General features: G+C 67.1%; 12 protein-coding genes and 1 tRNA gene. 4 read left to right on the forward strand and 9 right to left on the reverse strand.

Annotation, left to right across the window (positions count from 1 at the left end; all coding sequences use genetic code 11):
* Window positions 1-130 precede the first annotated feature (130 nt).
* The 3 genes from cobS to C0461_RS03175 form a co-directional block, all read right to left on the reverse strand.
* Window positions 131-1,138, reverse strand: a complete 1,008-nt coding sequence (gene cobS, locus C0461_RS03165; protein WP_292103875.1) for a cobaltochelatase subunit CobS — start codon at window positions 1,136-1,138, stop codon at window positions 131-133.
* 115 nt (window positions 1,139-1,253) lie between these two features.
* Entirely contained in the window at window positions 1,254-1,523 is a 270-nt protein-coding gene (locus C0461_RS03170; RefSeq protein WP_292103876.1) for a hypothetical protein, read from the reverse strand.
* Window positions 1,524-1,601: 78 nt separating this feature from the next.
* The gene (locus tag C0461_RS03175) at window positions 1,602-2,030 is read right to left on the reverse strand and encodes an organic hydroperoxide resistance protein (protein WP_292103877.1); all 429 of its coding nucleotides are present in this window, start codon (window positions 2,028-2,030) and stop codon (window positions 1,602-1,604) included.
* Between the two features lie 65 nt (window positions 2,031-2,095).
* Between C0461_RS03175 and mutM the strand changes: the two genes are divergently transcribed.
* A complete protein-coding gene (mutM, locus tag C0461_RS03180) occupies window positions 2,096-2,959 on the forward strand; it encodes a bifunctional DNA-formamidopyrimidine glycosylase/DNA-(apurinic or apyrimidinic site) lyase (RefSeq protein WP_292103880.1) in 864 nt (287 codons plus the stop codon).
* Between the two features lie 695 nt (window positions 2,960-3,654).
* Window positions 3,655-6,303 carry an alanine--tRNA ligase gene (gene alaS, locus C0461_RS03185; protein ID WP_292103881.1) on the forward strand — a complete coding sequence of 883 codons (2,649 nt, stop codon included), beginning with the start codon at window positions 3,655-3,657 and terminating at the stop codon, window positions 6,301-6,303.
* On the opposite strand, the gene C0461_RS03190 is transcribed toward alaS, so the two are convergent.
* On the reverse strand, window positions 6,300-6,854 hold the full coding sequence (locus C0461_RS03190; protein WP_292103884.1) for a DUF2939 domain-containing protein: 555 nt from the start codon (window positions 6,852-6,854) through the stop codon (window positions 6,300-6,302). The two genes, alaS and C0461_RS03190, sit on opposite strands and share 4 nt — an antisense overlap.
* Window positions 6,855-7,018: 164 nt before the next feature.
* Here C0461_RS03190 and C0461_RS03195 point away from each other — a divergent pair, with 164 nt between their 5' ends.
* A complete protein-coding gene (locus C0461_RS03195) occupies window positions 7,019-8,815 on the forward strand; it encodes a DUF885 family protein (RefSeq protein ID WP_292103886.1) in 1,797 nt (598 codons plus the stop codon).
* Window positions 8,816-8,818: 3 nt separating this feature from the next.
* Here C0461_RS03195 and C0461_RS03200 read toward each other — a convergent pair whose 3' ends face one another.
* From C0461_RS03200 to msrA, 4 genes are read right to left on the reverse strand one after another with little or no spacing between them, the layout of a single operon-like run.
* A complete protein-coding gene (locus tag C0461_RS03200) occupies window positions 8,819-9,289 on the reverse strand; it encodes a DUF2269 domain-containing protein (RefSeq protein ID WP_292103889.1) in 471 nt (156 codons plus the stop codon).
* 10 nt (window positions 9,290-9,299) lie between these two features.
* Complete coding sequence (locus C0461_RS03205; RefSeq protein WP_292103892.1) at window positions 9,300-10,589, reverse strand: SDR family oxidoreductase; 1,290 nt, start codon at window positions 10,587-10,589, stop codon at window positions 9,300-9,302.
* The gene (locus C0461_RS03210; RefSeq protein WP_292103894.1) at window positions 10,586-10,930 is read right to left on the reverse strand and encodes an MmcQ/YjbR family DNA-binding protein; all 345 of its coding nucleotides are present in this window, start codon (window positions 10,928-10,930) and stop codon (window positions 10,586-10,588) included. Before C0461_RS03210 ends, C0461_RS03205 begins: the two co-directional genes overlap by 4 nt.
* A 2-nt stretch (window positions 10,931-10,932) precedes the next feature.
* Entirely contained in the window at window positions 10,933-11,583 is a 651-nt protein-coding gene (gene msrA, locus C0461_RS03215) for a peptide-methionine (S)-S-oxide reductase MsrA (RefSeq protein ID WP_292103896.1), read from the reverse strand.
* Window positions 11,584-11,711: 128 nt separating this feature from the next.
* Between msrA and C0461_RS03220 the strand changes: the two genes are divergently transcribed.
* Window positions 11,712-11,801 (forward strand) — tRNA-Ser (locus C0461_RS03220).
* A gap of 85 nt (window positions 11,802-11,886) precedes the next feature.
* Here the strand turns inward: C0461_RS03220 and C0461_RS03225 are convergent.
* Complete coding sequence (locus C0461_RS03225; protein WP_292103897.1) at window positions 11,887-14,805, reverse strand: M10 family metallopeptidase C-terminal domain-containing protein; 2,919 nt, start codon at window positions 14,803-14,805, stop codon at window positions 11,887-11,889.
* Between the last annotated feature and the right edge of the window lie 28 nt (window positions 14,806-14,833).

Consider the following 14,833-nt stretch of genomic DNA (forward strand, 5'->3'; position numbering starts at 1 on the left):
TGCTGTCGACCATCGACCGGGCAGAGACCGCCCTGACCGCCGCCAGGGCGCGCCGTGACGAGGTCATGGCCCGTCTGGACCGCACCCTCGCCGCCGCGCGAGGCGACGGAGCCGCCTGAACCGATCGGCTCTAGCCCACCTTCACCCGCGTCGCCGCTTCGGGCAGATCCTCGCCGAAGGCGCGCTGATAGAACTCGGCGATGGTCGGGCGCTCCAGCTCGTCGCACTTGTTCAGGAACGTCAGCCGGAACGACAGGGCCACGTCGCCGCCGAAGATGATGGCGTTCTGGGCCCAGGTGATGACGGTGCGCGGGCTCATGACGGTGGAGATGTCCCCGTTCATGAAGGCGTTGCGGGTCATGTCGGCCACACGCACCATGGCGGCGATCTTGCGCCGGCCCTCGGCGTCGCGCCACTCGGGCACCTTGGCGGCCACGATCTCGGCCTCCACGTCGTGGTCCAGATAGTTCAGGGTGGTGACGATGTTCCAGCGATCCAGCTGGGCCTGATTGATCTGCTGGGCGCCGTGATACAGGCCGGTCGTATCGCCCAGGCCCACGGTGTTGGACGTGGCGAACAGGCGGAACCAGCGGTTGGGGCGAATGACGCGGTTCTGGTCCAGCAGGGTCAGACGTCCCTGCGCCTCCAGCACCCGCTGGATCACAAACATCACGTCGGGGCGTCCCGCGTCATATTCGTCAAACACCAGCGCCACCGGGCGCTGGATGGCCCAGGGCAGGATGCCCTCGCGGAACTCGGTGATCTGCTTGCCGTCCTTCAGGACGATGGCGTCCTTGCCGATCAGGTCGATGCGGCTGACGTGGGCGTCCAGATTGACCCGCACCATGGGCCAGTTCAGCCGGGCGGCCACCTGCTCGATGTGGGTCGATTTGCCGGTGCCATGATAGCCCTGGACCATAACCCGGCGGTCGAATGCGAAGCCCGCACAGATGGCCAGGGTCGTCTGGGGATCGAACTGATAGGCCTCGTCCAGGTCGGGCACATGGCTGTCCTTCGTGTCGAAGCACGGGACCGTCATGTCGGAATCGACGCCGAACGCCTCCCTGACCGTCACCTTGCGGTGCGGCTCCAGCGTCAGCATGGGATCGGGCGATGCGTCGAGGGGAGAGGAGGCCATGCTGTCCATCTAGAAACTCCGCGCCCCCGGGTCCAGCGGATCGATGGCTTCCCAACGAAGAAAGCCCCCCGCCGAGGCGAGGGGCTCCCTTCTGAAATCCGAATGACCGGAAGGCTTAGTTGGCTTCGCTGCTTTCGCGAATCTGGTCGGCCTGGGCGTCGGCCTGATCCTGAACGGCGTCAGCTTCTTCGTTCAGGGCGTCGCCCCGCTGGTCCATGTTCTGGTCATAGGCGGCGTCGGCCTGCTGCTCCAGCTGGGCGGCCGTCACGTCGGCTTCCTGCTCGACCAGTTGGGCCTGTTCTTCGGCCACCGGGTCAGCGGGCTGGCAAGCGGCGAGGGCCAGGGCGGCGAAAGCGCCGGTCGTCAGAATGGCGATCTTCTTCATGGGAAGTGTCTCCGTTAGTGTTGGAGCCTCACTAACCCCCGCGCCTCGAAAAGGTTCACGGGTTCGTGAGAAAAGGCCTTAATCGCGCCCGATTCGAACGTCGACATTGCCGCGAGTGGCGTTGGAATAGGGACAGACCTGATGGGTCTTCTCCAGGATCCCATCGGCCACCTCGGCGTCCAGGCCGTGGCCGGTCACCTTGATCTCGATGTCCAGATTGAAGCCCTCGCCCTTGTCATTCTTGCCGAAGCCGACGGTCACCTGAACCGCCGTTTCCGCGGCCACGGGGTGCTTCTCGCGGCCGGAGACCAGCCGCAGGGCGCCCAGAAAGCAGGCGGCGTATCCGGTGGCGAACAACTGCTCGGGATTGGTCCCCTCGCCGCCCTTTCCACCCATCTCGGTCGGGGTGGACAGCTTCACATCGATCTTGCCGTCGTCGGTGCGCGAGCGCCCATCCTCGCGTCCGCCGCCGGTGGCGGTGGCGTGGGCTTTGTAGAGCACGTCCATCCTGATCTCCCTGTCTGTGAGATCAGGATGTAGGCGCCGCGCCGGGTCCACGCTATGGCCGGTCCATGCCTGAACTTCCCGAGGTCGAGACGGTGCGCCGCGGTCTGGAGCCGATCCTGACCGGCGCGCGCCTGACCCATGTGCGCCAGAACCGGCCGGACCTGCGCTTTCCCTTTCCGCCGGATTTCGTCTCGCGGCTCGACGGCGCGATGGTCCAGCGGGTGGACCGGCGCGCCAAATATCTGCTGATGCCCCTGTCGACCGGAGAGACCTGGGTCTCGCACCTGGGCATGACCGGCCGCTTCACCCTGGACGGCCGCCAGCTGGGCGAGTTCGAGGCGCCGGCGCCCACCGTCGGCAAGCACGAACATGTCAGCCTGTGCGCCGAGGGCCCGGCCGGGCGCACCCGCGTGGGCTTCGCCGACGCGCGCCGGTTCGGCTTCATGGGCCTGATCGCGACCGATCAACTGGAGACCCATCCGTGGTTTGCCGGGCTGGGTCCCGAACCGCTGGGCAACGCCTTCTCCGCCGCCCATCTGGGCGAGGCGTTCCACGGTCGGAAGCAGTCCATCAAGGTCAGCCTGCTGGACCAGCGGATCGTGGCGGGTCTGGGCAACATCTATGTCTGCGAGGCCTTGTTCCGGGCCGGCATCTCGCCCCTCACGGCGGCCGGCAAGGTTTCGCGGCCGCGGCTGGAGCGGCTGACCGGCGAGATCCGCGATGTGCTTAACGACGCCATCACGGCGGGCGGCTCCACCCTGCGCGACTTCGCCAACGCCGACGGTGGTCAGGGCTATTTTCAGCACAGCTTCGACGCCTATGGCAGGGAAGGCGATCCCTGTCGCACCCCCAGCTGCACCGGCGTCATCCGCCGCACGGTCCAGGCCGGCCGCTCCACCTTCTGGTGCCCGACCTGCCAGAAGCGCTGAGACAAGGCCCAGGCGCAAAGGAGAAGGCTGCGACAATGGGGAGAGCCCGAATTGAGCGAGGGGACGACAGCCCGGTCGAACCGTTGCTCTCGTCCCCTCGCCAAGTCCGGGTTGGGACTTGACCTTAGGGTCAGGAACCTGACCGTTTCCCCGGCGGGCGAACCCGAAGACGAAACGCGGCCTCCTGGCGGCTCCTGGTCTCCGGCGTACCGTCAGGGTCTCCCCTGTCGTCGTCCGTCGATCCCGGCCCGGTTCTCCGTGAACCTCCGCCCGAGGGCGTCTGGTTCGGGAGCCTTGGCCCTGTCCGGTCATCCGAGCATCCGAAGACGCCTGAAAGCCTGGATCAGAGAGCCGGACCGACCCGCTTGAAGTTCCCGGTCTCCCGGGATTTCCGCGCCGCCGTGTCCCTCGGCCCGTTGACGTTCCCGCGAAATCGTCTATTGGGCAAGCGCCCGAATTCCTCCTGCTGTGCATGAGGACCCGCCGTCCGGTGCATAAGTCTGTGAAAGACTGTGGACGGCTGCGATTCACAAAACTGAATCAATCGGATGAGTTTTCCACAGTTTGATGACGCCCGCCATGAGGCCGGCAAACCGCAGCCGCCGCGTGCTTTCGATCACGCCGGGGTGATGCGTTTGGGCTCAAAGCCCTATATGACGCCTGTTTCCCTCCCCTGAGCGCGTTTGCGAACTGACATGGCGACCCTGAACCAGATCCGATCGACCTTCCTCGACTCCTTCGCGGCCTCGGGCCACGAGAAGGTGCCGTCGGCGCCGCTGGTGCCGCAGAACGATCCGACCCTGCTGTTCGTCAACGCCGGCATGGTGCCGTTCAAGAACGTCTTCACCGGCCAGGAAAAGCGCCCCTACAACCGCGCGGTCAGCGCCCAGAAATGCGTGCGCGCCGGCGGCAAGCACAATGACCTGGACAATGTCGGCTACACGGCGCGGCACCACACCTTCTTCGAGATGATGGGGAATTTCTCCTTCGGGGACTACTTCAAGGCCGAGGCCATCGAGTTCGCCTGGAACCTCATCACCAAGGAATTCGGCATCCCGAAGGACCGTCTGATGACCACGGTCTATGTGGACGACGACGAGGCGGTGGAGCTTTGGAAAAAGATCGCCGGCCTGCCGGAAAGCCGCATCGGCCGGATCGCCGGCAGCGACAATTTCTGGTCCATGGGCGACACTGGGCCGTGCGGCCCGTGCACCGAAATCTTCTATGACCACGGCGACCACATCTGGGGCGGCCCTCCCGGGTCGCCGGAAGAGGACGGCGACCGCTGGGTCGAGATCTGGAATCTGGTGTTCATGCAGTACGAGCAGGCGGCGGACGGAACCCGCACCAACCTGCCCAAGCCCTCCATCGACACCGGCATGGGGCTGGAGCGCGTGGCGGCGGTGCTGCAGGGCGTCCACTCCAACTATGAGACCGACCTGTTCCAGAGCCTGATCGCCGCGTCCGAGGCCGAGACGAAGACGAAGGCCGAGGGCGACCAGGCGCCGAGCCACCGGGTGATCGCCGACCACCTGCGCAGCTCCTGCTTCCTCATCGCCGACGGGGTGACCCCGTCCAACGAAGGGCGGGGCTATGTGCTGCGCCGGATCATGCGCCGGGCCATGCGCCACGCGCACCTGCTGGGCGCCGCCGACCCGCTGATGCACCGGCTGGTGCCCGCCCTCGTGGCGGGCATGGGCGACGCCTATCCGGAGCTGGGCCGCGCCCAGGCCACCATCACCGAGACCCTGCGCCAGGAGGAGGAGCGGTTCCGCACCACCCTGGGCCGGGGCATGGCCCTGTTCGAGGACGCCACCGCCAACCTCAAGGAAGGCGACATGCTGGAGGGCGAGACCGCCTTCACCCTGTACGACACCTATGGCTTCCCGCTGGACCTGACCCAGGACGAGGCGCGCCGGCGCGGCCTGTCGGTCAATGTGGCGGCGTTCGAGACGGCCATGGCCGAGCAGCGCGCGCGCAGCCGCGAGCACTGGACCGGATCGGGCCAGACGGCCACGGCCGGCGAGTGGCTGGCCATCCGCGACCGCATGGGGCCGACCGTCTTCACCGGCTATGACGGCGTTGAGGAGTCCGGCGAAGTGCTGGCCATCCTCAAGGACGGCCAGGCGGTGGATGCGGCCGGTCCCGGCGAGACGGTGCAGGTGCTCTTCGACCGCACCGCCTTCTACGGCGAGAGCGGCGGTCAGGCGGGCGACCACGGGACCATCGAATGGCCCGGCGGCGAGGCCCGCGTCACCGACGTGAAGAAGCAGGCCGGCGACCTTCACGTGCATGACGTGGAGATCGTGTCCGGCGGTCTGGCCATCGGCCAGCGCTGCGCCCTGATCGTCGACGCCGACAAGCGCCGCACCACCCGGGCCAACCACTCGGCCGCGCACCTGCTGCACTCGGCGCTGAAGAACGTGCTGGGCGCCCATGTGGCCCAGAAGGGCCAGCTGGTGGACGCCGAGCGGGCGCGCTTCGACTTCAGCCACGGCGCCCCGCTGACCGACGCCGAGATCGAAACCATCGAGGCCGAGGTCAATGCGGTGATCCGCCAGAACGCCCCGGCCGAGATGCGCCTGATGACCCCGGACGCCGCCATCGAGGCGGGCGCCATCGCCCTGTTCGGCGAGAAGTACGGCGACGAGGTGCGGGTGCTGACGCTCGGCCGCTCACTGGTCAGCGACAATGCGGCCTATTCCATGGAGCTTTGCGGCGGCACCCACGTGGCGCGCACCGGCGACATCGGCCTGTTCAAGATCGTGTCCGAGGGCGGCATCGCCGCGGGCGTGCGCCGCATCGAGGTGCTGACTGGCGAGGCGGCCCGCCAGTATCTGGAAGGCCAGGCGAAGGTGGCGCGCGGCCTGGCCCGCGACTTCAAGATGCAGCCCGCCGACGTGCCCGCCCGGGTCGAGGCCATGGCCGCCTCGGTCAAGGCGCTGGAGAAGCAGGTCGCCGAGCTGAAGAAGCAGGTGGCGCTGGGCGGCGGCGGCGGCGCTGACGCTACGCCGGAAGAGATCGGCGGCGTCAAGCTGATCGCCCGGGTGCTGGACGGCGTGGACGGCAAGGGCCTGCGCGGCGTGGCCGAGGACTTCCGCAAGCAGGTGGGCTCGGGCGTCGTGGCCCTGATCGGCGTCACCGACGGCAAGGCCGCGGTGACCGTGGCGACGACCGCCGACATGGCCGGCCGTGTGAACGCGGCCAATCTGGCCCGCGCGGCGGTGCTGGCCATGGGCGGTCAGGGCGCGGGCGGCAAACCCGACTTCGCCCAGGGCGGCGCCCCGGACGGCGACAAGGCCGACGCCGGACTGGACGCGGTGCGGGCGGCGCTTAAGGGCTAGTCCCTCGGCAGTCGCACCTGGGTCAGTTTCCAGCTGAACACGCCCCGGCGCTCCATGATCAGGTCGATGCGCTCATGGGGGCGATCGCGATCCGTGAGGGTGCCGGCGAAGCGGTTGAGGCCGCGATAGCCGTAGCCGATGCGGATGTCCTTCTCCCGACCCTCGGGCGGTTCCAGCGCCACGTCGCCGTCGTCGCCGATAATGTCGGGCGCCTCGGCGGTCTGGACCATGGCGGCGATGGCGCCGGGCGTGACGAAGGCGTCCACCACGCCGGAGATCAGCGACGGCGCCAGCACCAGTCCGAGACCCGACAGGGGATTGTCCCGCATGTCCGGGTCTTCGCGCAGGCGCCGCACCAGCCGGGCGTTCAGCTGCGCCTTCAGGTCGTCGCGCACGGCGGGAAAGTCCACCAGACGCTCCAGCCGCGCTTCATCGCCGGTGCGCGCCGCATTGATCAGCGAGCGCACCGCGAAAACTGGCGAAGCGAACCAGGCCACCAGAAACGCGCCGATCAGAATGGCGATCAGCCGCGTCAGCACTCGTCGGCTCAAGAGCCGCCCTCCCCTTGCATCCCCCGGTCCGTAATCGAGCGCGCGTCGCCCGCCGGGTCAAGCGGACTCGGACGAACCGCGGTCTGTGGATCAACGGGGCATTGACGCGGCCGTTCCCGCCGGGCCCCATGGGCGCCGTTGTTGATTTGAGGGGGCTTCGTTCCATGACCCGATCCATCGCCCTGATGGGCGCCGCCGTTCTGGCCCTGACCGCCGCCGCGCCGCTGTCGCACCCGGTCCAGGCCCAGCCGGTTCCGGCCCAGGCCCAGGCCCAGGATCCGGCCCTGGCGGCGATCCTGGCGGACTACGAAACCTTCGACCGGTCGCAGGACCCCATCAGTGCGGGCCGCGAGGGCGATGACGAGGCGCTGTCGCAACTGCCGGACACTTCGCGCGAGGCGGAGGTGGCGCGGGCCGAGACCCTGCGCGGGTTCGCAGTGCGCCTGGACGCCATCGACCCGGCGGCCCTGACCGAGGAGGACCGGCTGAATCACGCCTTCATCTCCTGGATCATCGACATGGAGGTGGAGCGCGTCGCCTTTGATGGCGGACGGCTGGCCTTCGACTCCGAGGGCGGACCCGGCCAGTGGATCGGCTACATGGCCGGCTCGACCCGGATCACCACCCGCACCGAGGGCGAGGCCTGGCTGGAGCGCATGGCGGGGCTGGGCGCTTTCTACGACGAGGCGCAGGCCGACGCACGACGGGGGCTGGAGACCGGTCTGGTCCAGACCCGGTCGGTGGTCGAGAACGCCCTGATGCTGGCCGAGACCGACGCGGCCTTCACGGCCGAAACCGACCCCCTGCTGCGGCCGCTGGCCAGCCTACCGGCCTCGATACCGGCCGATGTGCAGGAGCGCTGGCGCGCCCGGGCCCGCGACATCATCGCCCAGGAGATCGCCCCGCGCCGCCGCGCCTGGGCCGCGTTCCTGCGCGAGGAGTACCTGCCCGCCGCCCCCGAAACCCTCGGTCTGGCGCACCGGCCGGGCGGGCGCGACTACTACGCCTTCCTGGCGCGCAGCTACACCACCACCGACATGACGCCGGACGAGATCCACGCCCTGGGCCAGTCCGAGGTCGCGCGCATCCGAGCCCGCATGGATGAGGAAATGGCCGCCGCGGAATGGGAGGGGGACTTCGCCTCGTTCCTGACCTTCCTGCGCACCGACCCGCAGTTCTACGCCACAAGCCGCGAGGACCTGCTGAAGGAGGCCTCCGAGATGTCCAAGCGGGCCGACGGCGGCCTGCCCGCCCTGTTCGGAACCCTGCCGCGCCTGCCCTATGACGTGCGGCCGGTGCCCGAGGAGATCGAGGCCAACTACACCACCGGCCGCTATTTCGCCGGCTCCATGGAGGCCGGCTTGCCCGGCGGCTACATCGTCAACACCGGGCGGCTGGACCAGCGGCCGCTGTACGAACTGCCCGCCCTGACGCTGCATGAGGCGGTGCCGGGGCACCATCTTCAGATCGCCCTGCAGCAGGAAGCCGAGGCCGGGCCCTATTTCCGGCGCGGGGCCAATGTCACCGCCTTCACCGAGGGCTGGGGCCTGTACGCCGAATATCTGGGCGAGGAGATGAACTTCTACCGCACCCCCTATGAGCGGTTCGGGCGGCTGTCCTACGAGATGTGGCGGGCTTGTCGTCTGGTGGCCGACACGGGCATTCACTGGCTGGGCTGGGAGATCGAACAGGCGCGGGCCTGTTTCGCCGAGAACTCGGCCCTGGCCACGCACAACATCGAGACCGAGCTGCAGCGCTACATCGGCTGGCCGGGCCAGGCCCTGGCCTACAAGATCGGCGAGATCCGCCTGCGCGACATTCGCGCCCGCGCCGAGGCCGCCCTGGGCGAGGACTTCGATGTCCGCGCCTTCCACGACGCCCTGCTGGTGGACGGCCCCCTGCCGCTGGACCTGCTGGACCAGCGCATGGACGCCTGGATCGCGGAGCAGGCGGCGGAGTGAGCCTCAGAACGTCGGCTTGACCACCATCAGGACGATGACGGCCAGCACCGCTCCAAAGGCCGGGAAGCCGCAGACGAACCAGATGCGGAATAGCCGGTCATAGGCGGCCGGCAGCGGTTCGCCTGACCGCGCGGCCTGTATGGCGAGGTCGCGCATGCGCGCCTGTATCCAGACCACAGGCAGCCAGAACAGCCCCGTCACCACGTAGAGCACAAGGCTGAGGCCCAGCCAGCCGCTGAACAGCGGCTGGCCGGTCAGGTGCGCAAGGGCGGCGCCGGTGACCGGCTGGACCACCACCGCGGAGGCGGTGAACAGCCAGTCGGCAATCACCACGATCCCGGCGGTGTGGGCGATGAGGGCCGCATCGCGCGTACGGTGGGCCATCAGCATGAAGAACGCGATGCCGGCCCCCGTGCCGAGCAGCACGGCCGCGCCGATCACATGGGCGATCTTGAGCAGGAAGTAGAACTCCACCCGTTCGGTCCTATCGTTCGTCCAGAATGGCCAGGGCGACGAGCGCCAGCACCGCCGCCGGGAGCGTCTTCAACAGAGACCCGAGCGGGTCAAGCCAGAGGTCGGGTCGAAACAGGGTCGCCCCCGCCAGATAGACGGCGGTCACGGCGATCATTCCCAACAAGGCCAGACGGGTCCACGGACGGAAGAGCACCGCCGCGCCCAGCGCAAGGTCTACAAGTGAGCCACCGACCACAGCCGCCCGGCTGAAGTCGTGGGAAAGGCCCGCCGCGATCAGAACGGCTTCCGCACTGTCGCGCGCGACAAGGCCGATGACGCCGGAGACGAACCAGAACGCGGCGAGCATCCCGATGAGGGCGGGCTTCATGAGATAGAGGGTTGCGAACCATCGCTCCTGAACACCGGCCGGACCCGCGTTCAGGATCGCGTCCAGCGAGCCGGGCACGACGCCGAGATGGCGTTCGGCTGCTGTCCCATCCCCCGTCACCCCCATGCGAAGCTGTTCCAGCGACGCCGTCCGCATGGGGCTGCGCCAGCCCAGCCAGCCCAGTGCATCGGCGATCTGGCCCGACAGTCTAGCCAGCGCGCCCGGTAGGGTCAGCACCGGGGCGGGCGCATGCCCCAGCCAGCGGCGCAGTCGCCTGAGCAGGTCGCCCAGAGGCAGGCGCTCGTCGTGCAACACATCCACAATGAGGCTGCGGGGTGCGTCCGGCCGGAGCGCCGCCTCCACCGCCCGGCCCAGATCGTTCATGCCGATGACCTGAACGACCCGGTCCGGCCATGCGGCGGGGATCGCGAGAGGAAAGGCCGCCAGGGCCCTTAGCAGGGCGCTGCCGCCATAGGCTGTCGGCGCCAGCACCAGCCCCGGACGAAGAATGATCCAGTTCAGTCCGCTGGCCCGGACCGCCGCTTCGCCGGCCAGCTTGGTGCGGTTGAAGGCGGTGGTGCGGTCTTCGGCCAGCCCGGCAGCGGAGATGTGCACATAGCGTTTCACCCCGGCCGCGGCGCATCCCTTCAAGAGCGCGCGAACGCCGGCGTCGTGAACCGCGGCGAGGTCATCGCGCAGGCTGTCCTGCAGCGCGCCGGCGCAATTCACCACCGCATTCACGTCCCGCAGCAGGGCGGTCCAGCGCGCCTCATCGGCCTGGGCCAGATCCGCATGAACCCAGCGATCGGAAAAGCGCCGCTCCAGAAGGCGTCGATCCCGTCCCCCCGCGATCACCTGATGCCCCTGCTCTTGCAGCCGGGCGGCGATGTGCGCCCCGATCAGCCCCGTGGCGCCGAGAACCAGCACCCTCATGCCAGGCCGAGGTCCTTGCGCGCCTTGTTCGTCAGCTTCGCGGCGATCAGGGCGTGGGCCGTGATCAGGTGCTCTGTAAGGTCGTCGTCGGGCCAGTCGGCGGGATCCGCCAGATGCACCCATTTCCCGCGGGCCAGATAGGGCGCGGGGATGGCGCGGCCGGTTTCGGTCAGCACCTCAAAGGCGATGTCGGACGCCTTGAAGGACAGTCCGCCGTCCCCGCCCATGATGGCGAACACCTTGCCGCCCACCCGGTAGGCGTCGTGATCCTCGCCGAACGGGTGATCCAGCGTCGCGGCGGGCAGGGACAGGCAGAACCGTTTCACCCCCGCCCGGTCCATGATCAGGCGTCCACGCCGATCCCGACGGGACAGGCCACGCCCGTGCCGCCGATGCCGCAGTAGCCGGCGGGGTTCTTGGCCAGATAGCCCTGGTGATAGCCCTCGGCGAAATAATACGTCGGGCGCGGGCCGATCTCGGTGGTGATGGGCCCCATGCCCACCCGCTTCAGCGCCGCCCCGTAGGCGTCGCGCGACGCCTCGGCCGCCGCTTTCTGGGCCTCGTCGGCGTAGTAGATGGCCGAGCGATACTGGGTGCCCGTGTCGCCGCCCTGGCGCATGCCCTGGGTAGGGTCGTGGTTCTCCCAGAACGCCTTGAGCAGATCGTCATAGGAGATCTCCTCGGGGTTGAAGATCACCTCCACCGCCTCGGTGTGGCCCGTGCGGCCGGTGCAGACCTCTTCATAGGTGGGATTGGGCGTGATCCCGCCCGCATAGCCCACGGAGGTCACCCAGACGCCCGGCAACTGCCAGAACACCCGCTCCACGCCCCAGAAACAGCCCATGCCGAACACGGCGCTCCGGAAGCCCTCGGGGTGCGGTCCCTTGAGGGGACGGCCCGAGACGAAGTGCACCTCGTCGGTGGTCAGCGGCTGACCCCGGCCCGGCAGGGCGGTCTCGGCGGTGGGCAGGTCGGCGGACTTGGAATACAGCATGGATCGCCTCTTAAATGGGTCCGACCGCATATGGGAAGCCCGACGACGCTTGCCCAGACGCTCCGCCTGTTCTATCAGCCTCGCCTCCGCTGGATCGACCGTCCGGCGGCGCACGCATGGCGTGGAACGGACAGGTGGCGGAGTGGTCGATCGCGCACGCTTGGAAAGCGTGTGTACGTGAAAGCGTACCGAGGGTTCGAATCCCTCTCTGTCCGCCACGACCCCGTCCGCATCCCAGGGCAGCCTCGTGAAGCTCGCTCGCCTCACCGTCATGGCCCCCGGGCAAATCTTCGGTTCCGCCGCTTACAGCCAGAAGTTCGAGAAGTCCTCGTGATTTCCGTACAGAACGATGCGCATGTCGGCGAGACCATCGCCGTTGACGTCGGCGGCCAGCACGGTGAAGCCTGCGCCGGCGTTGTAGGTCAGGGTGATCTGGCCGGCCTGGCCGGTGAAGGACTCCACCAGCGAGAAGGCCTGGTCGCCTTCGGTGTTGGTGTCGGCGTCGATGCCGGACAGATCGATGATGTCCTCATCGGAGAGATCCATGATCCGGTCGTAGTCGGCGTACGAACTGTCGGAAACGTCCGTATAGACGAACCGGTCCGAACCGGCCCCGCCGGTCAGATAATCCCGGCGCGCACCGCCGATCAGCACATCGTTTCCCGCGCCGCCGTCGATGGTGTCGACCCCGCCGCCGCCGATGATGATGTTGTTTCCGCTGTTGCCGGTGAGGACGTTGTGGCCCGCGTTGCCGGTCAGGTTGATATTGCGGTCGCCCAGAAGGGTGCCATCCTCCAGCGATTGGCCGTTCATGTTGAATGTGACGGTCGAATAGACGTGGTCATGACCTTCGCCGCCGCGCTCGATGACCTGATCCCGGACGTGATCCACATAGTAGATGTCGTCTCCTGCGCCGCCGGCCATGGTGTCGATGCCGGCGCCGCCGTCGATGATGTTGTTGCCGCTGTTGCCGATGAGAACGTTGTGACCCGCGTTGCCGATCAGATTGGCGTTGCGGGAGCCGAGAAGCGTGGCGGCCTCGATGGATTGTCCGTTCAGGTCGAAGCTGACAGTGGAATAGACAAGGTCGTAACCCTCGCCGCCGCGCTCGATGACCACGTCCCGGACATGGTCCACATAGTAGATGTCGTCGCCCGCGCCGCCGGCCATGGTGTCGATGCCGCCGCCGCCGTCGATGATGTTGTTGCCGCTGTTGCCGGTGAGGACGTTGTGACCCGCGTTGCCGATCAGATTGATGTTGCGGTCGCCCAGAAGCGTGGCGTCCTCGATGGACTGTCCGTTCAGGTTGAAGCTGACGGTTGAGTAGACCTGGTCGCGCCCCTCGCCGCCCCGCTCGATGACCACGTCATGGATGCTGTCGACATAGTAGGTGTCATCGCCGGCCCCGCCCATCATGATGTCGTCGCCCAGGCCGCCGATCAGGATGTCGTTTCCGGTTCCGCCATCCAGAACGTCGTTTCCAATATCGCCGATGAGGGTGTCATTTCCGCCGCCGCCCTCAAGGCGCGAGCCGCGCAACTCGTCAGAAACAATGGGGGCGTCGGAAAGGGAAATTTGAAGCGTGTACTTTGTCCCGACGATCAATCCCAACGGGTAGTTGGTGTTTACAACGACGTAATACACCCCCGGTTGAGCAAAGGTGTGCTCTATGAAAGGATCCAGCGGCGCCAGGCTCCCCGGATCGAGCGGCCAGTCGTCGTTGTACCTGACGAGATTACCCTCCGCGTCATAGATCGTGAGGTTCAGGTTAACTCCTCCGAACACACGATCAATGTCGAACACACCCACCGCGCCGGCTTCGGTGACAACAAATCTGAAGTACTCCGGATTTCCGCTCGTTTCCGCCGAGATCGACACATGTGGAGTCGTGGTCGAGTTCTCGATATCCGGGTTCTCCACAATCCCGAACAGGTTGGAGACATCGACTGCGGCGCTGAAGGAGTTGTTCCGCAGGGCTTCCGGCTTGAACAGCACGGCGGCATTTTCGGCAAAATAGGCCTTGCCTCGCAGGACGTCGTCGAACTCGCTGCCCCGCAGACCTTCGATCGAGACCAGGGTGTCACGACCGCCGCCGCCCGTGTCCTGGGCGACCGAAAGCCTCAGGTCGACGGTCACTCCCGAGAGGCTGTTCTCGTAACTTGCAATATCCAGGTGAGAGCCGCCGTGGAGAAGGTCGTCATCCGCGCCGCTGACCAGGGTGTCGTTTCCGTTGCCCCCGTACAGGAAGTTGACGCCGCCGCCGCCGTCGAGGCGGTCATTTCCATCACCGCCGTAAAACGTTTCCGAGCCCGCGCCGCCAAGAAGGATGTCCTCACCCGCCCCGCCGTGGACCGGTCCCGATACTTCACCCAGGCGGCCATCGTAGAGGTCTTCCCCGCCTCCCAGGTACACGAGGCCGTTGATGACCCCTTCGTTGATCAGGGTGTCGGTCGACGCACCCTCAAGAACGACGGTTCCATTCATCTGGCCCCGATTGAGAATTTCCAGGACCGCCCGATCGCTTATGGCCCCGCTTCTGACAGCATAGTCACCCGTGATCTCGCCGTCGTTGACGATGGACGTGAGACCGGTGATGGGGGCTATACTAATGGCGGTTGCGTCCGCAGCGCGGCCCAGTTTCTCTGCCCTGATCAACCCCGAATTATATACGGTGCTGTTTCCGTAGTTGAGCGCCACAGCAACACTGGTGTGGGAACCCGAGACAAGGATGTCTCCCGTATTGTGAATGGTCGATTCCATCGCCGTGTCGATCCCGATGGTCAGGTCGCCCTGAACGTCGATCAAGCCATGATTCACAATGTCGCCGTTGAGGCTTCTGAAGCCCCTTGCGTCGCCCGCGGCCCTGACAATGAACTCGCCCAGATTCTCGAAGCGGAACGAATGGTAGGTCGTGCCGCTAATTCCGACAGCTCCCCCGTCCCGGGCTTCGATGCGCATCGAACCGGCATTATGGACCACCGTGCCTTCAGACGACGCGGGCATCGGCCTGAATACGATCAGGAAGGATGTCGTTTGATTGCTGGTGACGAAATCCAGGGTCCCGAAATTCGTGAGCGACGGGAAGGGGCCTGACGCCGTCGGGGGCGGAAAGGGGCCGGGGCCCGTATTCACCTGCAGCGGGGGTTCCAGCCAGATGGCGATATGGGGATCGTCATCCGTGGCGCTCGTATAGCGCAGGACTTCACCTTCCTCGATCACCATCGAGGTGTTGGTCTCATGCCAATACATC

Source organism: Brevundimonas sp., from assembly GCF_013823285.1.
GTDB lineage: Bacteria > Pseudomonadota > Alphaproteobacteria > Caulobacterales > Caulobacteraceae > Brevundimonas.

Excerpts from the sequence above, each read along its gene's own strand:
- cobS (WP_292103875.1), bottom strand. The coding sequence starts at position 1,138 with ATGGCCTCCTCTCCCCTCGACGCATCGCCCGATCCCATGCTGACGCTG.
- C0461_RS03175 (WP_292103877.1), bottom strand. The coding sequence starts at position 2,030 with ATGGACGTGCTCTACAAAGCCCACGCCACCGCCACCGGCGGCGGACGC.
- msrA (WP_292103896.1), bottom strand. The coding sequence starts at position 11,583 with ATGCTGTATTCCAAGTCCGCCGACCTGCCCACCGCCGAGACCGCCCTG.
- C0461_RS03170 (WP_292103876.1), bottom strand. The coding sequence starts at position 1,523 with ATGAAGAAGATCGCCATTCTGACGACCGGCGCTTTCGCCGCCCTGGCC.
- C0461_RS03195 (WP_292103886.1), top strand. The coding sequence starts at position 7,019 with ATGACCCGATCCATCGCCCTGATGGGCGCCGCCGTTCTGGCCCTGACC.
- C0461_RS03210 (WP_292103894.1), bottom strand. The coding sequence starts at position 10,930 with ATGGACCGGGCGGGGGTGAAACGGTTCTGCCTGTCCCTGCCCGCCGCG.
- C0461_RS03225 (WP_292103897.1), bottom strand. The coding sequence starts at position 14,805 with ATGGTGATCGAGGAAGGTGAAGTCCTGCGCTATACGAGCGCCACGGAT.
- C0461_RS03205 (WP_292103892.1), bottom strand. The coding sequence starts at position 10,589 with ATGAGGGTGCTGGTTCTCGGCGCCACGGGGCTGATCGGGGCGCACATC.
- alaS (WP_292103881.1), top strand. The coding sequence starts at position 3,655 with ATGGCGACCCTGAACCAGATCCGATCGACCTTCCTCGACTCCTTCGCG.
- mutM (WP_292103880.1), top strand. The coding sequence starts at position 2,096 with ATGCCTGAACTTCCCGAGGTCGAGACGGTGCGCCGCGGTCTGGAGCCG.